Origin of the sequence: Hoeflea sp. BAL378 (assembly GCF_000759435.1) — a bacterium.
In the GTDB taxonomy this organism is placed as follows: Bacteria; Pseudomonadota; Alphaproteobacteria; order Rhizobiales; family Rhizobiaceae; genus Hoeflea.
On the sequence record NZ_JRJG01000067.1, the window covers coordinates 1 to 21370 of the forward strand.

The 21370-nt window shown below is 65.2% G+C and carries 22 protein-coding genes and 1 tRNA gene; 18 read left to right on the forward strand and 5 right to left on the reverse strand.

What is annotated here, in order from left to right; all coding sequences use genetic code 11:
* The first annotated feature begins 314 nt into the window (after positions 1-314).
* A complete protein-coding gene (locus LL06_RS15040) occupies positions 315-1481 on the forward strand; it encodes a hypothetical protein (RefSeq protein ID WP_152599629.1) in 1167 nt (388 codons plus the stop codon).
* A gap of 293 nt (positions 1482-1774) precedes the next feature.
* On the opposite strand, the gene LL06_RS15045 is transcribed toward LL06_RS15040, so the two are convergent.
* On the reverse strand, positions 1775-2050 hold the full coding sequence (locus LL06_RS15045) for a YARHG domain-containing protein (RefSeq protein ID WP_081963995.1): 276 nt from the start codon (positions 2048-2050) through the stop codon (positions 1775-1777).
* Positions 2051-2287: 237 nt separating this feature from the next.
* Between LL06_RS15045 and LL06_RS15050 the strand changes: the two genes are divergently transcribed.
* The 16 genes from LL06_RS15050 (at position 2288) to LL06_RS15125 (ending at position 16243) form a co-directional block, all read left to right on the forward strand.
* Positions 2288-2491, forward strand: coding sequence for a hypothetical protein (locus LL06_RS15050; RefSeq protein ID WP_035528508.1), 204 nt, complete (start codon positions 2288-2290; stop codon positions 2489-2491).
* Between the two features lie 50 nt (positions 2492-2541).
* Entirely contained in the window at positions 2542-2901 is a 360-nt protein-coding gene (locus LL06_RS15055; RefSeq protein WP_152599630.1) for a hypothetical protein, read from the forward strand.
* Between the two features lie 59 nt (positions 2902-2960).
* Positions 2961-3575: a DUF922 domain-containing protein gene (locus LL06_RS15060; protein ID WP_035528514.1), complete on the forward strand. Its 615-nt coding sequence runs from the start codon at positions 2961-2963 to the stop codon at positions 3573-3575.
* Between the two features lie 120 nt (positions 3576-3695).
* Complete coding sequence (locus LL06_RS15065) at positions 3696-4802, forward strand: endonuclease/exonuclease/phosphatase family protein (RefSeq protein WP_035528516.1); 1107 nt, start codon at positions 3696-3698, stop codon at positions 4800-4802.
* A gap of 33 nt (positions 4803-4835) precedes the next feature.
* Entirely contained in the window at positions 4836-5531 is a 696-nt protein-coding gene (locus LL06_RS26430) for an NUDIX domain-containing protein (RefSeq protein WP_161784981.1), read from the forward strand.
* Positions 5532-5614: 83 nt separating this feature from the next.
* Positions 5615-6535, forward strand: a complete 921-nt coding sequence (locus LL06_RS15075; protein ID WP_035528618.1) for a PhzF family phenazine biosynthesis protein — start codon at positions 5615-5617, stop codon at positions 6533-6535.
* Positions 6536-6642: 107 nt separating this feature from the next.
* Positions 6643-6718 (forward strand) — tRNA-Lys (locus LL06_RS15080).
* A 455-nt stretch (positions 6719-7173) separates the two neighbouring features.
* Complete coding sequence (locus LL06_RS15085) at positions 7174-7827, forward strand: TetR/AcrR family transcriptional regulator (protein WP_161784982.1); 654 nt, start codon at positions 7174-7176, stop codon at positions 7825-7827.
* Positions 7828-8082: 255 nt separating this feature from the next.
* The gene (locus tag LL06_RS15090; protein ID WP_081963996.1) at positions 8083-8928 is read left to right on the forward strand and encodes a MaoC/PaaZ C-terminal domain-containing protein; all 846 of its coding nucleotides are present in this window, start codon (positions 8083-8085) and stop codon (positions 8926-8928) included.
* A gap of 4 nt (positions 8929-8932) precedes the next feature.
* On the forward strand, positions 8933-9817 hold the full coding sequence (locus tag LL06_RS15095) for a branched-chain amino acid ABC transporter permease (protein WP_052161603.1): 885 nt from the start codon (positions 8933-8935) through the stop codon (positions 9815-9817).
* Positions 9818-9819: 2 nt separating this feature from the next.
* Entirely contained in the window at positions 9820-10866 is a 1047-nt protein-coding gene (locus LL06_RS15100; protein ID WP_081963997.1) for a branched-chain amino acid ABC transporter permease, read from the forward strand.
* Positions 10859-11581 carry an ABC transporter ATP-binding protein gene (locus LL06_RS15105; RefSeq protein WP_035528523.1) on the forward strand — a complete coding sequence of 241 codons (723 nt, stop codon included), beginning with the start codon at positions 10859-10861 and terminating at the stop codon, positions 11579-11581. Before LL06_RS15100 ends, LL06_RS15105 begins: the two co-directional genes overlap by 8 nt.
* The gene (locus LL06_RS15110) at positions 11568-12269 is read left to right on the forward strand and encodes an ABC transporter ATP-binding protein (RefSeq protein WP_052161604.1); all 702 of its coding nucleotides are present in this window, start codon (positions 11568-11570) and stop codon (positions 12267-12269) included. The genes LL06_RS15105 and LL06_RS15110 overlap by 14 nt, the downstream gene beginning before the upstream one ends.
* 44 nt (positions 12270-12313) lie before the next feature.
* Entirely contained in the window at positions 12314-13564 is a 1251-nt protein-coding gene (locus tag LL06_RS15115; protein ID WP_081963998.1) for an ABC transporter substrate-binding protein, read from the forward strand.
* 68 nt (positions 13565-13632) lie between these two features.
* Positions 13633-15222: an AMP-binding protein gene (locus tag LL06_RS15120; protein WP_081963999.1), complete on the forward strand. Its 1590-nt coding sequence runs from the start codon at positions 13633-13635 to the stop codon at positions 15220-15222.
* A gap of 19 nt (positions 15223-15241) precedes the next feature.
* Entirely contained in the window at positions 15242-16243 is a 1002-nt protein-coding gene (locus tag LL06_RS15125; protein ID WP_201772341.1) for an MDR family oxidoreductase, read from the forward strand.
* A 274-nt stretch (positions 16244-16517) separates the two neighbouring features.
* Here the strand turns inward: LL06_RS15125 and LL06_RS15130 are convergent, their stop codons facing one another.
* From LL06_RS15130 to LL06_RS15145, 4 genes are all read right to left on the reverse strand, one after another.
* Positions 16518-18287 (reverse strand): bifunctional diguanylate cyclase/phosphodiesterase, encoded by a 1770-nt coding sequence (locus LL06_RS15130; protein ID WP_035528533.1) that lies wholly within the window; start codon positions 18285-18287, stop codon positions 16518-16520.
* Between the two features lie 229 nt (positions 18288-18516).
* Positions 18517-18915, reverse strand: a complete 399-nt coding sequence (locus LL06_RS15135) for a hypothetical protein (protein WP_152599631.1) — start codon at positions 18913-18915, stop codon at positions 18517-18519.
* Positions 18902-19132: a hypothetical protein gene (locus LL06_RS15140; protein WP_152599632.1), complete on the reverse strand. Its 231-nt coding sequence runs from the start codon at positions 19130-19132 to the stop codon at positions 18902-18904. The genes LL06_RS15135 and LL06_RS15140 overlap by 14 nt, the downstream gene beginning before the upstream one ends.
* A gap of 66 nt (positions 19133-19198) precedes the next feature.
* Positions 19199-20185, reverse strand: a complete 987-nt coding sequence (locus LL06_RS15145) for a GlxA family transcriptional regulator (RefSeq protein WP_035528540.1) — start codon at positions 20183-20185, stop codon at positions 19199-19201.
* Between the two features lie 262 nt (positions 20186-20447).
* On the opposite strand from LL06_RS15145, the gene LL06_RS15150 reads away from it, so the two are divergent.
* On the forward strand, positions 20448-21314 hold the full coding sequence (locus LL06_RS15150; protein ID WP_035528542.1) for an AraC family transcriptional regulator: 867 nt from the start codon (positions 20448-20450) through the stop codon (positions 21312-21314).
* Positions 21315-21370: the final 56 nt, after the last annotated feature.

Consider the following 21370-nt stretch of genomic DNA (forward strand, 5'->3'; position numbering starts at 1 on the left):
CGGCATGCGCAGACCCTACCTACCCGAAGGCACTGCCCCGCGCGGCCCTCCGGACTTGATCCTCACACCCCGGCGGCCCGTGCCGCGCGGCAATGCGGACGGCTGGGCGCCGGCGGGGGGCTGCGAGGCTGGGGAGGGTTTGCTTTCGCGCCGGGCAATCCCGATCCGGACTGCCCTCCAGACCGCCCGAAAGTCGCCTGTCCCCGACCTTCCCGATCCCGATCGCCGCCCATTCCCCAAACGGGGAATTCTCCGCGGGCGCTGCCTTGCTAGCCTGGGCGGGTACTCAAGCCCAAGGTTCCGAAGGTCACGTCATGCGGAGAATGTCGCGCGCCCTGTTCGTCTTCCTCGTCACGCTCGTCCTGTGGAGCATGGCCGCGGTCGATACCGCCGCGCTCGAGATCTGGCGCAACCAGACGCGCTACGAGATCGATGTCCCGCTGCCCAACGGCGCGAGTTTCAAGAAGGCCGGCGTCGACCGCAAGGCCAGCATCCGCGGGGTCGACATCAATCTGCGGCTGATCCAGGACACCTACCCCAATTGCGGCAAGCTCGTCGCCGAGCGCGAAAGCGCCGGCTGGGAGCGCAACTACTCGTCGCTGCCGGGCAACCGCAAGGTCTCGGCGCGGGAGTGCTCGACCCAGATCTACGGCCCGACGCGGATCACCATCAAGTCGCATTATATCTGGCTCGACATGTGCCAGTGCTTCGCCGCAATCCATTTCGCCTATCCCGACGGGCTCGACGACACGTTCGAGGAGATCTCGCCGCCGATCCTGGCGGCGCTGCGCAATCCGACCCGGGCTCCGCGCAAGGGCAAGCCGCTCACCGGCTACGAGCTCGACCCCGACTGGCTGGAGGCCTTCGCCATCTTCAGGAAGCGCGGCTTTCCGGCGGCGCTGGTCTACAACATCCTGGGCGACACCGCCCATATCGCACTCGGCGCGCGCGGCCTCGGCGACCGCTATGCCGAGGAACTGGCGCGGCTCTATGGAACCAGCGCGAAAGAGGTCAAGGACGGCGACGCCGCCAGCGCCTCCTGGTTCTTCGATCTCGAGACCGGCTTCGCCATCCACAGCGCCAGCCCGCAGCAGATCGCCTCGAAGCTGTCGAGCTGCTACCGCAAGCGCGACTACTGGACCGCCTGCAAGCTCAACTACCACCAGGAAAAGGGCTGCCGGATGACCGCGAGCTGGAAGAAGGTCTGCGGCGCCTACATGAAGCCGGGCATGAGCACGATGATCGGCGACCTGTGCTTCTGGGAGCCGCGCGGAGACCTGCCGATGCTGGGCGGCGGCGACACGCGCGAGAAGACCGTGGCGCTTCCTTCCGGCAAGAAGGCCAAGGCGCCGTCCAGGAAGAAGGTCGCCGCCCGGTCCGAGGTGCCCTATTGCGAGGACGACGGCTACGCCGGCTGGCGGCCTTACCTGCGCGAACTGCGCGATCGCGGCGACGGCGTGCCCGCCGGCCTCAAGCTGTGAGGCGACGGCGCCCGGCCGGACGCGTCCGGACCGGGGCACGGGGCGCGGACGGCTTGGGTTGCTGGCGCTGAGGCCTGCGGGACGCACTCTTTTCCTGGTCCGAAAAGTCCGTCCCCGCACCGGCCCTGGCGCCAGCAGACCCAAACCGTCCCCGTTTCAGGGCTTCGGCCGGGGCCTTGCGCTCCGTCCGGCCAGGCCCGGGCGCCGCGCCTCGCAGCGGAGACGCGGCGCCCTTGGTTCATCGGCCTAGGCATGGCTCGTGTCGTTCACGCCTTGCCGCAGGAAGCTCGGGATCAGTTGTTGACCTTGCAGCCGCGGCGCCTTTCCTCGGCCTTGATCTGGGCCACATACTCGATTTCGGACGGCATCAGGTTCGGATCCTTGGTCCAGCAATCGGAATTGTCGAAGGTCTGTTTGCCGAGTTCGCTCGAGAAGCAGAATCCGTTGTCGTCATAGACCGCATTGCGCTGGTACCACAGGTCATAACAGCTCTCGGCAAAGGCGGCGGGGGCAAAGGCGGTCAGGCCGGAAACGAGGCCGGCGGCGGCGATCATCAATGCGCGTGTCATGTCGTGCTCCAGAGGGTTGCGGCGATGCGCCGGGCCTGCCTCAGGCCCCAGGCGCACCTGATCAGTACACGGATCGCTCCCGCGATGCGCGGCCAATTTTCGCGGGCCCGCGGAATTGCGCGCCGGCGCCGGAACGGTCGAAACGCCCGGACGAAGCGCGCCGGCGGCGGCCCGCGACGGCCCCTTGGCGCGGGCCCGCGTTCCGTGTCACCATGGGTGCCCAGCGGAAGGCGTCCCATGTCCGATATCGGCTCCATCTTCTCCACCGGCGACCTGATCCTGATGGCGCTGATCGGCTGTGCGCCGGGCTTCGTACTGGGCGCGGCGCTCGGCGCCTGGGCCAGTCCCGGCCACAGGCTCCGCGGCGCGGCCCTGTGGGGGCTCGCCGGTTTCGCGCTGGCTTTCGCCGCCTGGTGGGTCTATCTCACCGTGATCAAATAGACCGGCCGCAAGGCTTGCGCGCCTGCCCGGAGATGGGAGATCCCGCCTCGATGAAACACCTGTTGATGCTGTCCGCCGTCACCCGCACCAACCGTCACGCGGCCATGCGCGGGATCGATGACATCGTCGTCTCGCTCGGCGGCTGGATCGAGGGGCACACGCTGTTTTCCAACATCGCCGCCACCTTCCGCTTCGTGCTGCCGGCATCGGCGCTCGCTTCCTTCGCCGGGCGGGTCGATGCGCTCGGCGTCCATATCGACCAGGCCGGTCTTGCCGCGCTTGCCGCGCGGTCGCCCGCTGGCGGCGAGGAAAACGAGGCGGGCGAGGCCGAAGTGGCGGGCGCGCTGTCGGTCACCTTCGTCCATGACGAGCCGGATCTGCGCCGTGAAATCCCCGCGATTCCCGGCTAGGGGTCGGCTGTTGACCCGCGCGCACCCCGCGCCGGCCCGGACTGATGGAGACTGAAATCATGCGCCTTTCCCGACTCTCGATGGTGCCCGCCGTGCCCTTGGCCCTGCTTCTGGCCCTGAGCGCGTTCGCGCAGCCGGCCTCCGCCTGGGAGCCGGTGGAGCAGGTCGAGACCTATCCGGTGTCCGGCACGACCGGCTTTCAGCTCTACCGGTCGGTGGGCGAAAACGGCCCGGTGATTTCCGGCGACCGCCGCACCATCGCCCACACCACCTTCAAGCTCACCTGGCGGCGCGACTACCAGGAGAAGGACGGCGGCTGCGTGATCGCCTCCAACGTGCCCAAGCTGATCATCACCTACACGCTGCCCAAGCCGCGCGGCGAACTGCCCGCCGCCCTGGCTGCGAGCTGGAAGCGGTTTTATGAGGGCCTCGCCGCCCATGAGCGGGTGCATGGCAGCCACATCATCGAGATGGTGCAGGCGATCCAGGACGTGAGCGTCGGGCTGAGCGCGCCCGACGATCCGGGCTGCCACAAGACCCGTGCCCAATTGCAGACCCATCTCAAGCGTCTGTCGGACGAGCAGCGCGCCCGCGGCCGCGAGTTCGACCGGGTGGAGATGGGCACTGGCGGCGCGGTCGAGAGCCTGGTGCTGGGGCTCGTCAACGGGCCGTGACAGGGACGCGCGACCAGGCTCGTGACCGCCGCGCCTCCGCGGCCGGCGCCTCGGGCCTTGCCCCGGCGGGCCCGCCTGGCTTAAGCATGACGCCCCTTCATGGTTACACCGGGACCCCGCATGACCGTCCGCATCGCCACCTTCAATGCCGAGAACCTGCTGAGCCGGTTCGATTTCTCCGGCTTCCGCAACGAGCTGAGGCAGGACCGGGCGGCGCAGCTCTATGATTTCGCCTCTGAGACCGAGTACCGCCACGCCGAGATCGCCCGCGCCCTGTCGCTGACCGACGACACGCGGCAGTTGACCGCACTCGCCATCGCCGAGGCCGACGCCGACATCCTGTGCCTGCAGGAGGTGGAAAACCTCGATACGCTGCACCGGTTCGAATATGGCTATCTGTTCAAGATGATCGGTGACGGCTACCGCCACAAGGTGCTCATCGAGGGCAATGACAACCGCGGCATCAACCTGGCGCTGATGGCGCGCGAGGAAACGCTCGACGGCGCGCCGATCGAGATCCTGGGCGTTACCAGCCACGCCCACGAGACCTATGAAAGCATGGGCCTCTACACGCCCGACCTCGCCGGGCTGCAGAAGCCGGGCGACAAGCTGTTCAAGCGCGACTGTCTCGAGGTCGACCTCAAGGTCGGCGCCAGTCGGCTCACGGTCTATGTGGTGCATTTCAAGTCGATGGGCTCGCCCCGCGACGGGCTCGATGGGCGAGCCGCCTCGATGGCGGTGCGGGTGGCCGAAGCGCGCGCCGTGCGCGCCATCATCGCCCGCCGCTTCGGCCCCGACGGCGGCGGCAAGCGCTATGTGATCGCCGGCGACTGCAACGATTATGCCGAGAAGCTGGTGATCACCGGCGACCGGCGCAACGGCTACGACTTCACCCATCTGAACGAGGACGGCAGCGCGGTGGGGATGCTGACGGCGAACGGGTTTGCGGAGAACGTGGTGATGCGCAGGCCGCAGATGGACCGCTGGACACTCTACCACACTCGCGGGCCGCAGGAGCGGCACCTGTGCCAGCTCGATTACCTGCTCGCCTCGCCGGCGCTCACGCGCACCGGCCGCGACCGGCTGCCCGACATCGTCCGCGCGGGCCAGCCCTGGCGCACGCTGTTCCCCGCAGGCCAGGAGGTCGAGCGTTACCCGCGCACCGGCTGGGACCGGCCCAAGGCGTCGGATCATTGCCCGGTGGCGATGACCTTCGACCTGGTCTGAGCCATGCCGGGCTCGAACATTCCGGAAAAGCGCATGCTGAGCCTCGACGGCGTGCGGCTTGCGGTCGATGCGGCGGAGCATCCCTGGCGGTTCGCCGAGCAGGCGGCGATCGAGGCGCATTGGGCGCGCGAGCAGGTGGAGCGGCCGTTCCTGTTCAACGGCACCATCCTGATGCACCGCGGATTGCGGATGGAGGCGGGCGGCATCGCCGGGGTCAGCCACCGCGCGCCCTATGCGGCGCTTCTGCACTGGATCCGCACCCAGCCCGACGCCGATGTCTGGCACCTGTTCGCCTCGGCGGTGATGCTGTCGTCGGATGGCGCCATGATGCTGATCCGCATGGCGGCCCACACCGCCAATGCCGGCAAGGTCTATGCGCCGGCCGGAACGCTCGACGAAAGCGACATCAGGGACGGCGCCATCGATATCGAGGGCAGCATGCGGCGCGAGGTGATGGAGGAGACCGGGATCGACCTCGCCGGGGCGGTCGGCGACAGCCGCCTGTTCTGCTGGCGGTACGGCCGCCGGGTGGCGCTGTTCCGCCGGTTCCGGCTCGACCAGCCGGCGGCGCTGCTGGCCGCGCGCATCGCGGACCATGCCGCCCGCGACCCCGGCTCGGAAATCGAGGATGTGGTGGTGGTGCGCGGCTCTTCCGACGCCGGGCCTTCCATGCCGCCGCACATGCAGGCTATGGTCGAGTTCCATTTCGCCGCCCCGGATTTCCGATAGCGGTTGGCAGGCCCGGGGAAATGGATAGGATGCGCCTCACCACGGGGCGGACCGCCCCGAAGAAATTGGGGATCGCACTGCGCATGACCGACTATGCCATCTACGACGTCTTCACCGGCACCGCGCTGGAGGGCAATCCGCTGGCCGTGGTGTTCGACGCCGATCACCTCGACGGCGCGCGGATGCAGGCGATCGCCCGCGAATTCAACCTGTCGGAGACGGTGTTTGCGCTTAGGCCCGAAAGCCCGGGCCACACGGCGCGGCTGAGGATCTTCACCACAGTCAGGGAGCTTCCCTTCGCCGGCCACCCGACGGTGGGCGCCGCCGTCGCGCTCGCCGACCGCAGGCTGGCGGGTTCGGTCCCCGCCAACGGCATCGACATGGTCAAGATGCTCGAGGAGCCGATCGGGCCGGTGCGCTGCGCCGTGCGAATCAGGCCGGGTGCGGCGGGCTTCGCCGAGTTCGACCTGCCCAGGCTGTCGCGCGAGCTCGAGGCGGAGATCGAGCCGGCCGACATCGGCGCGGCGCTAGGGCTCGACCCGCAGGACATCGGCTTCGAGAATCACCGGGTCTCGCTGTGGAGCGCCGGCGTGCCCTTCGTGCTGGTGCCGGTGCACGACATGGCCGCCGCCGCCAGGGCCGAATGCATCGCGGCCGAATGGGAGCGCATCGCGCCGATGGGCGACGGCCAGCTTGCCTACGCCTATGTCTATTGCCGCGGCGGCGTCAACCACGCGGCCTCCTTCCATGCCCGCATGTTCGCGCCGGGCGAGGGCGTCATCGAGGATCCCGCCACCGGCTCGGCCGCCGCGGCGCTCTCGGGCGCCATCCACCATTTCGACGGGCTGCTCGAGGGCAACCATCCGCTGGTGATCGAACAGGGCGTGGAAATGGGCCGGCCGTCGCTCATCCACCTGCACATCGACTGCACCGCGCAGGAGATCTCCCATGTCCGCATCGGCGGCGAGGCGGTCAGGATCGCCACCGGCACATTGCTGGTTTAGGCGCGATCCCGGCCGATGGGGGCCGGCTGTTTGTGCGTGATGAAAAACAGTGTGGACAAGCCCCGCCATCCGGTCTATACGCCCCCTCGTTCCCTCGGGAACAGGTGGGGCGCGTAGCTCAGTTGGTAGAGCAGCTGACTCTTAATCAGCGGGTCCACGGTTCGAGCCCGTGCGCGCCCACCAAAATTTCCCAATGAAAACAGGGGCATTTTGGTTCCCCCGTTTGAAAACAGACAGTGACCCTGCAAATAGGGTCACCTCAGGGTCACAGGACCCAAAACGCTTTGGGCGATTGTTCTTCAGAAAAGCAGGTTTTTTGCCGGTCCAGCGCTGACAAGGCCATCCATGTGGCGCCAAGCCTGACATGGTAGCGTCGGCGATCCCGGGAGCGCCTACAGCTTTAGATCTCTGTCTAGAGTGGACATTGTCGAGCTTGCACGAATTGTTATGACGAACTTTGCAAAAGGTACTCGGCTGGCTTTGTGGCAGGTCATGCCGAATCCCAATCTTAATTCCCGGACGATTTTGCAGGCCAAGGCTTGCATTTCTTCGATGGTACACAGCGGAAATTTTGGACCGCGGGCAGCTTCGAGGTGACAAATGAAAAACCTCTGTCGTATAGAAACGGGATGACAGACGTGACCGCGAAGAAACAAGCCCGCTGGAAAAAGGCGGTTCCCGATCAGTCGGCCCAGCGCGAATTGCGGCTGGACGCGCTGTACCGTGTGGCATCGGCGGCCTTTCGCCAGAACGGGTATCACGGCACGTCGCTGGTCGACATCGCGGCCGAACTCGGCGTCTCCAAGCCCAGCCTCTACTACTATGTCAAGAACAAGCAGGACCTTCTCTACCAGTGCCACCTCGTCGCTGCCGATCAGGCGCTCGCCGCCCTGTGCGAGGATCCGGCGCTGAGCGGATTCGAGCGGTTCAAGCGGTCGATCGCCAATTACATCGAGGCGATCATCGGCGACGAGAGCGCGAGCGTCGTCATCCTTGAGGAAAAATCGCTGAGCCCCGCACAGCTTGAAAACGTGATCACGCAGCGCGACCAGTTCGACCGGCGTTTGAGGGCGATCGTCGAGGCGGGTCACCAGGACGGCTCGATTGTCGCCTGCAATCCGAAGATGGCGGTCTTCACCGCGCTCGGCGCCGCCAACTGGGTCACCAAGTGGTACCGGCCGACCGGGGCATGGTCCGTCGAGGAGATCGCTCAGACGGTGGCGGAGCTCGTCTGCGGAGGCCTCGCCGGCGCCGGCGAGGCCTCCGCAACCAGCAAGTCGGCGGGAAAATAGCACGCTCTATCGGGGTCTTGTGCTTGCCCCTTCATCGTGAATGTCATCCGCGGCGGCCCCATGCTTTTGTCCGCTTATGATCAAATAATTTCTTTCAATCAACAGCTTGGTGGCCCTTCCGTCGGCGGCGGGAGAGCGCAAGCCATGATTTTCACGGCGACTTGACTCAAAAGTCAAATAATTGACCTGAGAGTTGACAACGGATTTCCGCCTCCCGAGTGTCCGGGCCTGACATATGGGGAGGAGCATGTGGGCATGCGTTCGAGTACAGTGGTCCAGGATCAGGATGCGCGGTGGATCGCGCCCGGCGGCGGGTATCGCAGGCGGAGCGTCCGCCATGATGAGACCTATCAGGCGGTGCGGCTGAAGGCTGCCGGCGTCGATCCGTCGCTCTATGGCGATGCCGCCGAGACCGGGCTGTTCGGCCTTGATTGCTTCGATTCGATGGTCGACGCCGGCTGCAATATCGACGGCTACGTGTTCCTGTCCCAGACTTACAGGCTCATTCGCGCCCCTGCGCTGGACGAGAAGCTCGAGATCGACGGCTATGTCCGCGATCTCGCCGAAACGTCGCGCGGCCCGGTGGCCAGCGAGATCTACAGGTTTTCCGATTCCCAGGGGCGCGTCTGTCTCGAAAGCGAGCTCACTGGGCTCCTAGCCTTGCCGCACGGCGTTGTCGCCGAAGGCGCACCGGCGTTGCCGCGCCGCGATGCGCAGCCGGCGGACGGCTGGGAGATGGTCCAGGAAAAGCGCGTGACGCCGGACGACGTGCGGCTGTTTTCGCAGGACGTGGGCAACGAGGTCCATTTCGACGTGGAATTTGCCCGCCAGCACGGTTTCCGCGCGCCGATCGCGCAGGGCATAATGTCTGCGGTCTGGCTTCTGTCGGCGATCTACGGCCTCGGGGTCGACCCGGTCCGTTTCAACGTCGATATCCGCTATCTGCGCCCGGTGTTCTGGGACGATTACGCGTCGCTGTGGGTGCGCAGGCGGCCGGACGGCTCGATCGCCATGGTCCAGTGCCGCAACCAGGACGGCAAGGTGACGGCGGATCTGACGGTTCTGTCGATGACGACCCAAGCCGGAAACAGGGGAGCATGATCCCGTGACAGCTATCTACATCCAGCTGGTGGTGTCCGGCCTGCTGCTCGGCGGCATCTACGCGCTCGTCTCGGTCGGTCTCACCATGATCTTCGGCGTGTCGCGCATCAAGAATTTCGCCCATGGCGATCTCGTCATGGTCGGCATGTATCTCACCTATGCGCTGACGACCTGGACGCAGCTCGATCCCTATCTGCTGGTGCCCGTGGTCACGGTGGCGCTGTTCGGGTTCGGGCTGCTTCTGTCCTTTGCGCTCATCCGCCGCATTCAGGGGGCGCCGCAGGTGGCCCAGATCTTTGCCACGGTGGGCCTGGGACTGGTGCTGCAGAATGCCGCGCTGATGATCTTCGGCGCCGATTTCCGCACCACCAATTCCGAGATCGCCGGCAATGTGCTGCGGTTCTGGGGCATCTCCCTGCCGCTGTCGCTGTTCATCGCCTTCGTCGTCTCGATGGCGGTGATCGCCTGCCTGACGGTGTTCCTGCGAACCAGCATGGTCGGCAAGGCGATGCGCGCCATCGCGCAGGACCGCCGCGCCGCGTCCCTCATGAGCATCGATGTCAAGTTCATCGACATGTTGACCTTCGGCCTGGGCACGGCCTGCGCCGGACTGGCGGGGGCGCTGCTTGTGCCGCTTTACCCGGTCTACCCGACCATCGGCGCCAACCTGGTGCTGATCTCGTTCGTGGTGGTGATCCTGGGCGGCCTCGGCAGCATCGAGGGGGCGCTCATCGGCGGCCTCGCCATCGGCCTGATCGAGACCCTGAGCGGCTTCTTCATCGGATCGGAAATGCGCCAGATGGCCTATTTCCTGGTCTTCATCGCGGTCCTTTTGTTCCGCCCGGCCGGTCTGTTCGGTCAGCGCGGCTCGGAAACCCTGGGGTCTTGACGATGAGCACGATGTCCACGCCTTCACCCAAAGAAAGTATCGCCCGGCGTCTCGCGCCCGTGCTCACCCTGTTGCTGCTGGCCTCGCTGATGGCCCTGCCGCTGGTCGTCACCGACACCTATTCGCTCCATTTCATCTGGAAGGTGCTGTTCTGGGCGGCGATTGCCGCGGCCTGGAACATTGCCGGAGGCTATGCCGGCCTGTTCTCGCTCGGCCACGCCGCCTTCTTCGGGCTCGGCGCCTATACCTCGATCCTGCTCTACATGCAGGCCGGCGTCTCGCCCTGGATCGGAATGATTGTCGGCAGCCTGGTCGCTCTCTGCTTTTCGCTGGCGATCGGGTTGCTGACGCTGCGCCTTCGCGGATCGTTCTTTGCGCTCGCGACCATCGCATTCGCGGAAGTCCTGCGCATTGCCGTCGTCAACGGCCGCGATGTGACCGGCGGCTCGGAAGGCCTATCGGTTTCCTTCGCGCCCGGATTGGTCAACATGATCTTTCAGGACCGGGCATCCTATGTGGTGCTGATGGCGGCTGTCCTGTTCGTGATCGGCGCGACAACTCTGCTGATTGAGCGTTCGGCGCTTGGCTACTCGCTGGCGGCCCTGCGCGAAGACGAGGATGCGGCCGAAGCGCTGGGAATCGACACGATCCGCGTCAAGCTGATCGCGATCGCCATCTCCGCCTTTCTCAGCGCCGTCACCGGCACGCTCTATGCCTTCTACATCCTGCTGATCGAGCCGACGACGGTCCTCGGCATCGGCTTTTCCGTGGAGATAGCGCTGATAGCGATCATCGGCGGCATGGGAACGGTTCTCGGTCCACTTCTCGGCGCCATCCTGATCGTCCCGCTCAGCGAATATCTGCGCGCCGAATTCGCGGCCAGCCTGCAGGGCCTCTATCTGCTGATCTACGGCACGATTCTCATCGTCATGGTGGTGTTCCTGCCCAACGGCCTGATCAGCGCCATCCGCGATCCCCGCAGTGTCTTGCGCCGCGTGCGGCGCCGCAAGAGTGCATCCTCACGCCCCGAGGAGAAAGCCGATGCTTGAAGTCAGGCACCTCACCAAACGGTTCGGCGGCCTCGCCGCGGTCAACGATGTCAGCCTGACGCTGAACAAGGGCGAGATTCTCGGCCTGATCGGTCCCAACGGCGCCGGCAAGACGACGTTCTTCAACTGCGTGGCCGGGGCGATGCAGCCGAGCGAAGGGCAGGTCCTCCTCGAGGGCCGCGAGCTGACCGGCAAGAAGGCGCATGATGTCTGCCGCGCCGGCATCGGCCGGACCTATCAGATCGTCAAGCCGTTCGGCAAACTGTCGGTGCGCGACAATGTCCTGGTCGGCGCGCTCAACCAGACCCGGAATGTTGCCGACGCACGGCGCATCGCCGATGAAGCGCTCGAACTCACGGGCCTGGCCGACCAGCGCAACGTCCTTGCGGCCAGCATGCCGCTGCCGCGACGCAAACGCCTCGAGATCGCCCGGGCGCTGGCGACGGGGCCCAAGATCCTGCTTCTCGATGAAGTCATGGCGGGTCTCAATCCGTCGGAAGTGGAGCTCGCGATCGACCTGATCAAGACGCTGCGATCGAGGGGGATCGCCATCCTCATCATCGAGCACCTGATGCGCGTCATCACCAGCGTCAGCGATCGCATCGTCGTCATGCATCACGGCGAGAAGCTGGCCGAGGGCGCTCCATCCGCTGTCATGAACGATCCGAAGGTCGTTGAAGCATATCTCGGGGAGGGATTCGTTGCTCAAGATTGAGGCTCTCGACGCCTATTACGGCGAAGCCCAGGCGCTGTACGCCGCCTCGCTTCACATCGATGAGGGTGAAGTCGTGTCCGTGCTGGGCGCCAACGGCGCCGGCAAGACAACGCTTATCAATGCCCTCTCCGGCACCATCGACCGGGTCGGCACGGTCTCCTTTGACGGTCAGCGGGTCGACCGTCTTCCGCCGCATGTGATCGCGGCGAGAGGGCTTGTCCAGGTGCCCGAGGGACGGCGGCTGTTCAACTTCATGTCGGTTCGCGAGAACCTCGAGCTCGGCGCCTATTCGCCGCATGCCCGGGCCCACGTGGCGGACAACATCGACAAGGTGTTCTCGCTGATGCCGCGCCTGGCGGAACGGTCCGGCCAGATGGCGGGCTCGTTGAGCGGGGGCGAGCAGCAGATGTGCGCCATCGGACGGGCGATGATGGCGATGCCGAAGATGATCATGTTCGACGAGCCGACCCTCGGCCTGGCGCCGATCATGGTCGACATGGTGTTCAAGCTTCTCAACGACATCAAGGCCAGCGGCCTGACGATCCTGCTCGTCGAGCAGAACGTCAAGCATGCGCTCGCGGTCTCGGACCGAGCCTATGTGATCGAGAACGGCAGGGTCGTGCTGGGCGGCGACGCGGCCGAACTGATCCACGATCCGCAGCTCAAGGTGGCGTATCTCGGGGGGTAGGCCGGACGCCGCGGAAGCACAGCATTCAACAAGGAGGAAGAGAAATGGGTATGAAATTCTTGACGGGCTTTGCCCTTGCGGCAGGTCTGCTGCTCAACGGCGCCGCGCGCGCGGAGGAGGACATCAAGATCGGCGTCATGTTCCCGCTGTCGGGTCCGATGGCGCTGATCGGCAACGAGGCGTACCAGGCCGCGGAAGTGGCGCGCGACATGTTCAACGAGCGCGGCGGCGCCAATGGCAAGAATGTCACCTTCGCGGTCGCCGACGCGCCCGGGCCGACCCAGGGCAATGCCGAGGCGACCCGGCTGGTGGTGCGGGAGAACGTGCCGCTGATCGCCGGAACCTACGCGTCTTCGATTGCGCTGGCCGCAAGCGAGGTGACCGAGCGTGAAGGGGTGCTGTACTGGGAGACCATCGCCGTCGCCGACAAGTTCACCAGCCGCAATTACCAGAATGTCGTGCGCCTGACCTTCAATGCCTCGATGATGGGCGAGACGGCGGCCGATTTCACCAAGGAACTGGCGGCCAAGTTCGGCAAGACGCCGGAAGAGATGAAGGTGGCCGTCATCTCCGAGGATTCGGAATTCGGCCAATCGGTCGGCGAGGCCGCAGCCAGGCGCGTCGAGGCTAACGGCATGCAGCTTGTCGCCGACGAGCGCTACAGCAAGACCGTGACCGACCTGTCCTCGCTCATCCTGTCGCTCAAGGCGGCGGCGCCGGACGTCGTCATCGCCACGTCCTACCTGAATGACGGGGTGCTGTTCGTGCGCCAGGCGCGCGAGCTCGACTTCAACATCGGCGCCCTGGTCGGGATAGGCACCGGCTACGCGCTTCCGGACTTCCTCGAAGCCACGGGCGAGAACGCGGAAGGCATCTTCGACGTCGACGGCCCGGCATCGGCCAATGTCTCCAACCTCCCGCAGGAGACCCAGGCGGTTTACACCGAATTCCTGGAGCGCTTCCGCGCCGCGACCAGCCGCGATCCCGGCCCGCTGGCTCTGATTTCGTTCGGCGGGTTCTGGACGCTGTTCAACGAGGTTCTCGCCAAGGCGCCGGACACGTCGATCGAAAGCCTGAGGAAGGCCGCCTACGAGATCGACCTGCCGATGGGTTCGCTGCTGACCGGCGCCGGTGTAAAGCTCGAGCCGCTCGGCGAGCCGAACCAGGGCCAGAACAGCCGCGCTCAGCTGTCCGTCATGCAGTGGCAGGACGGCAAGCTCGAGGTGGTCTGGCCTGAAGCCATCGCGCTCGAAAGCATCAAGTCGGTTCCGCTGGAGCCGTGGAGCGAGCGCTGACACCAGCCTCTCCGCCGGGCGCCTGGCGTCCGGCGGAGAGGCCTGTCGCGCGAAACGAGGTTGAAACGATGACGACAACGCCCGTCGAGCAATTGCATCAGGCGGCCCTGCAAGCCCCTGCCGCCAGGATCTACTCCGGCGATAGATCCGTTTCCTACGCCGATTTGCTCGAGCGCAGCCTGCGCGTGGCCGGCGGCCTGGAAAAGCTCGGCATCGGCCGGGGCGACCGGGTCGCCTTCTGGCTTCCCAACGGGCTGCCCTATCTCGATCTGCTTTATGCCTGCATGCATCTGGGCGCCATCGGCGTGTCCATCAACACCCGCTTTCGCCGGGCCGAAGCGGAATCGATCCTGGCGCGAACCGGCGCGCGCGCGATCGTGCTCTGGCCGGAATTCAAGGACATCCCCTTCGTCGAGATGCTGAACGAGATCGATGCCGCGGCGGTTGCGGGATTGCGCGCCGTCATCCTGTGCGAAACGACGGAGGCAAGCGTCTCCATCGCGGGCGCGACCATCGCCTATCACGCCGATCTGCTGGGCGAGGCGCCGGTCACCAGCGCCGCCGAAGCCGATGCGCGCAGCATGATCTTCCCGACCTCGGGCACGACGAGCGCGCCAAAGTTTGCCGTTCATACCCAGGGCCGGATCGCGCGCCACGCGGCGCAAGTCGCCAGTGCCATGGGCTATGATGCACCCGACGCCCATCTGCTTCAGGCGGTGCCGTTCTGCGGCATCTACGGATTCAGCCAGTGGATCGCGACCGTTGCCGGCAAGGCAAGCGCCAGCCTCATGCCGCTGTTCGAGGCGCGGACCGCCGGGGAGCTGGTGCGCGCGCGCGACATCACCCATCTCAACGGTCCCGACGACCTGCTCAAGCGGCTGTTGGAGGCCTTTGCGGATGAGCATCCGTTTCCATCGTTGCGCGAAAGCCTGTTCGCCAGCTTCAACCCGACCCTGTCGGACTTCATCCACGAAGCCGATGCGCGCGGCCTGCACATCGTCAACGGCTTTGGCATGAGCGAGATCTTCTCGTTCTTCTCGCGCCGGGGCACCCATGCTTCGCCCGAGCTGCGCAAGCATCCTGGCGGCATTCCGGTCAATCCGGCGGCGCGGGTCCGGGTGCGCGACAGCGATACCGGCGAGATCGCGCCGCACGGACAGGTCGGACGCCTGGAAGTCCGCTCCGACACGCTGTTCGTGGAGTACTGGGGCGATCCGAACGCAACCCGCGCGGCCTTTACCGAAGATGGCTATTTCATCACCGGCGACCTGGCCTTGATGGAGGAGGGCAACTCCTTCCGGCTGTTGGGCCGTGACGGCGATTTCCTGCGTCTCGGCGGCTTCCTCGTCAACCCGGCCGAAATTGAAACGGTGCTGAAGGACGTGGCAGGGGATATCGACATCGTCGTCGTCGAGGCGGCGTCTGCCCGCGGCAACAAGGCGGTTGCATTCTATCGGCTCAGTCCCGGCCAGACATTTGATGAAGCGGAAGTTCGCCAACGTGCAAAAGGCTTGCTGGCCGATTTCAAGGTGCCCCAGCACTTCATCGAGGTCGACGCCTTCCCCGTCGCGATGAGCCCCAACGGCGAAAAGATCCAGCGGCGCCGATTGAAGGAAAGGGCCGCGGAATTCGTCGCGGCGCTGATCACCGACGTCTGAACCACCTATCCCGGAGAATATCTTGTCATCAGAAGCATTTACCGCACTTGTCATCGAGGACGACCAGGGAAAGCCCAAGGCGCATTTCAGATCGCTCACGCTGACCGATCTGCCGGCCCATGATGTCCTGGTCGAGGTCGCCTATTCGACGCTTAACTACAAGGACGGCCTGGGCGTCTCGGGCAAGGGCCGGATCGCCCGCAAGCTTCCGATGGTGGCCGGCATCGACATCGCCGGAACGGTGGTCGAATCCGCGTCCACGGAGTGGAAACCCGGCGACAAGGTGATCGTCAACGGCTGGGGCATGTCGGAGACGGAGTGGGGCGGGTACACCCGGTTCCAGCGGGTCAGGAGCAGCTGGCTGGTGCGGTTGCCAGAGGCGTTCAGCCTAAAGGAAGCCATGGCGATCGGCACAGCCGGATACACGGCAGCGCTGTGCGTCGATGCCCTGGAAACCTGGGGCCGCATCCAGGAGCGAGACCGCGAGGTGCTGGTGACGGGCGCTGCTGGGGGTGTCGGATCGGTGGCGATCAGCCTCCTGGCGAAGGCGGGCTACGCGGTCACCGCCGCGACCGGGCGGCCGGAAACCCATGACTACCTGACCAGCCTTGGAGCCAGCAGTTTCGTCACCCGCCAGGAACTGTCTGAAAAGGGCGGACCGCTGCAAAAGGAAAGATGGTCCGGAGCGGTCGATTCCGTCGGCTCGCAGACGCTGGCCACGGTGCTGTCGCAGACCGTCTATGGCGGAGCGGTGGCGGCCTGCGGCCTGGCCGGCGGCATGGATCTGCCGTCCTCCGTGCTTCCGCACATTCTGCGCGGCGTCGCCCTGATCGGCGTGGATTCGGTCATGGCCCCGCTGGCAAAGCGGGAGCTCGCCTGGAAACGCCTGGCGCGCGACCTCGACAAGCAGAAGCTCGCAGCCATCACAACCGTCGAGCCGATGTCACGCCTGCCGGAGCTGGCGAACGACATTCTCGCGGGCAGGATCCGAGGAAGGGTCGTGATCGATATTTCCGCGTAGTACGGCCGCGCTTCATGGAGACGACGGGCTACGCTTCTCGCGTTGGCTACTGCATCTATGGGTGTGGAGCGCAGCAAACGACCAGGCTCGGTTGATGGTGTCAGGCCCTGGCGGTGCGCCTTCGACGCGCACATCAATCACCATAGAAGTGTACATGGGGATATGCGGACCAACGCCCCGTAGTCCGAAATGAGACCCCGACGCGGCAATCATTTCCGCTTCGGGGCCGACTGCTGACTGTCCGCTTGTGTATGGAGAGTAACCGAAGCTGCCCTCACGCTGCGTCAGTTCGACCTATCGCTTGCCGCGCCAGGCTTGCGGCGAAGCTTTCTTCATCGGTCGGGACTCCGAACAGGTAGCCCTGGCCGACCGGGCAGCCCATTTCGGAAAGCATTGCCCGCTGGGCTTCTGTTTCCACTCCCTCTGCGACCACCGTCAGGCCCAGGGCGCGCCCGAGTTCGATGATGGCGCGGACGATCACCCTTTTGGAGGGCGCCGTGGCGAGTTCGCTCACAAAGGTGCGGTCTATCTTGATCTCGGTCACCGGAAACCGTTCGAGCGATCGCAGGTTCGAATAGCCCGTGCCGAAATCGTCCACCGAAAGCCCGACGCCGATCTGACGCAGCCGCTCGAATGCCTCCATGACGCCGGGCGTGTCGCTGAGGAACATGCTTTCGGTGATCTCGAGAGTGAGCCATGCAGGGTCCGCGGCAGTCTGACGCAGGATGCGGTCCAGCAGTTCGGCCATGTCGTGGCGCAGAAATTCGCCTGCGGACACGTTGACCGAAAAGCGGAGCGGCTTGTCGCGGTGGGCGTTGATGCGCCTGGCGAACGCCGCCACCGTAGTCAGGCTTCGTTCGGTCAGTTCGAGCAACAACCCCGATCGCTCGGCTGTCTCGATGAACCTGCCGGGAAGCTGGCTTCCGAACAGGGGATGGTTCCAGCGGATCAGCGCTTCAGCGCCCAGCCACTCGCCGGTGACAAGGTCCACCTGGGGCTGGAAATAATACACGAATTCATTGTTGGCGACCGCGGACTTCAATTCGCGCGTCATGCGCAAGCGACGACGGGCCTGCTCTTCGTCTGAGTCGCGAAACCGGCGCGGCCCGCCGAGCGGATCTGACTTGGCTGCCCAGAGGGCGGTGCCGGCATTCCGGATCAGGGACAGGGTGCCGCCCACAGGCTTGCCGATCGCGTATCCGATGGCAAAGCGCAGCGAGACATTGGCGCCGGCCACGACGAAGTCCGCGGCAAGCAGGGCGGTGACCATCGAGACGATGGCGTCGGCGCTCTGTTCATCCGGGAGCTGGAAGGCCAGGGCGAACTCGTTCGCGCCCATCCGCGCCACCAGCGCGGCGCCCAGGTCCCTGAGACGCCGCCCGGTTTCGCAAAGCAGGGCATCCCCGACTTCGAACCCGTAACCGGTGTTGAGATCGTGAAAGTCGATCACATCCAGCTTCACCACCAGAAGCAGCGCCTCGGCCTGCGCTGCGAAACGTTCGTCGGCGGTCAGGAGAAACGATTGACGGTTCAGGCAGCCGGTAAGCCCGTCCAGGTTTGCGACCCGATCCAGCGCGATGTGCGTCTGGCGGATCGACGAGACGTCGCGCAAGATGGCGACATAGAGCAGCGCGTCGCCAACCCAAGCTGGTCTGAGACTGAGACTGTTCCAGAACTCCGATCCGTCCTTGCGGTAGTTGCGCAGCGTCGCATCCACGGGCTCCGCCGCCTCGATCGCGGCGCGAATGCGCGCGATCTCCGGCTGGTCGCGTTCATTGCCCTGCAAATAGCGGCAGTCCTTGCCGATGACCTCATGACGGGCGTAGCCCGTCAGGCGTTCGAAGGACTTGTTGACGTAGAGCAAGGGCGAATTGGCCCCCGAACGCTGCCCGATGGCGATCCCGTCGCTGAGTTCCTCGACCAGCGTGGGAAGTATGGACCGGATCGAATCGGTATCGGCCAGCCCGTCGCCGGCAACGCTCGGCACGCGCTTGATGGAGTCCAACGGCATGAGATTTCTGATTTCTTCCATGAAAGGGAGCATGGACGGCGGTCGAAAACCGGGCAACCCACAGCCGGAGCGGATCCAGGACAACCGTCAGCCGTTTTCGGACAAACTGCGCCTTCTGCCGTCGCCGGTCGTCCGAAAGCGGTCGCGATAATCGGACGGCGTCACGCCCAAAAGCGCCACGAAGCCGCGGCGCATTGCGCGTGCCGGTTTGAGGCGATTGCTCCGGGGCTGCGACCGCTGCCGGGCCAGGCGCCCTCCCGCCTCAGGCGAGGCCTTCGAGGCCATAGAGGGCGGGGCGGATCTCCTCGAGCAGAGCGAAGGGATCGGCCAGCGAGGCGAAGACATTGATGAACACGGTCGGCTGCTCGCGGATGAAGCGGACATGCAGCACGCCGTTCTCGCGGTGCACGACCGCGCAGCCGATATGATACTGGTGGTCGCCGATCGAGATGAAGAAATGGTCCGGGATGTCACTGCGATGGCTGGTGGCCATCAAACCGCTCTCCGAGATGTCGAGGACGCGCAACTGGGCCTGGCTCACCTGCCGCACTCCCTTGAGCGTGAAGAGCACATGGACGAGAACATTGCAGCTGCGCCGCACCCAGTTGCGGGATTCCTGCTCAAAGGCCAGTTTCGTCAGGTAGTTCCTACGAGAAGACATGCACTTGTGACATGTCATCTGACTTGGTCCCCGGCGTGTCGGCGTTGGAACGCTCACGATCCCTTAGGCAGGTGATACGATGAGAATTGCCTCCGTCATGTTCCCCGGCATTTCTCGCCAGTTCGACTTTCTGTGCCCGTTCGATGACGTGAAGCCGGGCGACAACGTCATCGCGCTTGATGAAGTCCAACGGCATGAGATCTCTGATGTCTTCCATGACAGGGAGCATGGACGGCGGCCCGAAACCGGGCAACCCGCAGCCGGGGCGGTTACAGGACATCTGTCAGCCGTTTTCGGACAAACTGCTCCTTGCGCCGGTGCCGGAGGTCCGGAAGCGATCGCGGTAATCGGACGGCGTCACGCCCACATGCGCGACGAAGGCGCGGCGCATCGCGCGCGCCGACCCAAACCCACTTCTCACTGCGATCGATTCGATCGGCAACCGGCTGCCTTCCAGAAGGAAGCGGGCAACGTCGATCCGCGTAAGGTCGACATATTCGGATGGTGAGATGCCGATCTCCTGGGAAAAGACACGCGTGAAGTTGCGCGGGCTCATCGCCGCGATCCTCGCCAGGGCGGTGACCGAGAGGTCGGCCGCGGGATGGTTGAGCACAAATTGCTGGACGCTGTGCAGACGGCTGCGGTCGCTCGCCTGCGCCGCCAGCTGCACGCTGAACTGCGACTGGTCGCCGGGCCGCTTCAGAAAGACGACGAGCCGACGCGCGACGTAGAGCGCCACATCCCGGCCGAGGTCCTCCTCCACTAGGGAAAGACCGAGGTCGATCGCAGCACTGGATCCGGCAGAGGTGATCATCGCGCCGTCACGGACAAAGACCCGATCGCCTTCAACTTGTCCTTCGGGGAAGCGCTCGGCAAGCAGGGTTGCGTACTGCCAGTGCGTGGTCACGCGTCGGCCCTTGAGCAGGCCCGCCTCGCCGAGCACGAATGCCCCTGTGCAGACGGAGCCGTAGCGCCGGGCCCGCCCGGCAATATCCACCAGCCAGTCGATGATCTGCCCGCCGGGTCGTTTTGGAACACCGACGCTCCCTGCCACGAGCACGGTGTCGGGGTCACCCGGGTACGCATCGAAGGCGCAGTCGGGCAGGACTCTCAGTCCCGATGCGCAGCGGATCATGCGATCGTCTTCCGCGACGATGGCAACCTCGTAAAACATCCTGCCGGTCCGCGCGTTCGCTTCGGCAAACACGTCCATCAGCCCGGCAAGTTCCAGGGAATGCACGTCCGGAGGCACGAAGATCACGATCCGCATAAGGATATCTCCCACCGCACACAAGACCTCAGAGCTCTAGACGAGGCTGTGAGCCGACGCCCGTCTGGTGCGGAGACGGTCACTCAGCGCCACCAGATCGTCAAAGTCAAATGATCACGGTCCAACTGGGGGAGCGGTGTATCCGAGAGTGTGTGACGACCGTTCTGGATCGTCGTCCAGGACGGGCTGCTGCATGGCACAGGTCTTGAGGGTCGATCCACCCCGGACTTGTAATTTCCGAGAAATGATTAATATGTGAGCAATGTCGAATGCACTTCGCATCGCACGTGGCCGCTTCGGGAGGGTGGCGCTGCTGGATATGGATCGGCCCCTGGTGCGGCATGCGCACCCGCATTGCCACGTTCTGTTGAAGGTCGAGGGCGCCGACACGCAGTTTTCGGTGCGCGACCGGCTAGTGCCGCTCACCGATGAGAGCGCCGTCCTCATCAATGCCTGGGAACCGCATGCCTATGCGCACGACCAGTCGCGGCCGAAGACGGTGATCCTCGCACTCTACATTGAACAGCAATGGCTGCGGCACTTCCGGCCGAACTGGGCGGCAAGCCACGCACCGGATTTCTTCACTTCCAATGTCGGCTCCATCACCCCCGACATCCGCTGGCGGGCGCGCATGCTCGCGGAGGCCATGGTGCAGGAGCCCAACAGCGCCGAAGTGCACGAGGTGCTACTCGGCGAACTGATGATCGCCGTCATCGAACGCTTCGCCGACTGGCGCTCGCTGCCTAATTCGATCCGTGACCTCGCCTCGCGCCACCGGGTCGATTTCCGCATCCGCAAGGCCGTCGAGCGCATGAAGGCGGCGCCGGGCGAGATCGCCGATCTCGATCTGCTCGCGACCGACGTCGGCCTGTCGCGGGCGCATTTCTTCCGGCTGTTCGAGACCTCGATGGGGGTGACGCCGCGGGTCTTCCTCAACGTGCAGCGGCTGGAACAGGCGGTTGCGGCCGTCGCCGACGGAGCGCAGAGCTTCGCGACGATCGGCGACCAGCTCGGATTTTCCGTGCCGGCGCATTTCTCGCGCTTCTTCCACGATCATGCCGGCTCCCCGCCGAGCATCTTCCGAAGTGTAAGCCGCCTCTCGGGTCAGGATTTTGAGACTCCTCGGTAAGGTCTGAGACACGGCGGTATCGCCCGATCGGCCGCCCTTCTCCACCCTTTGCTCCA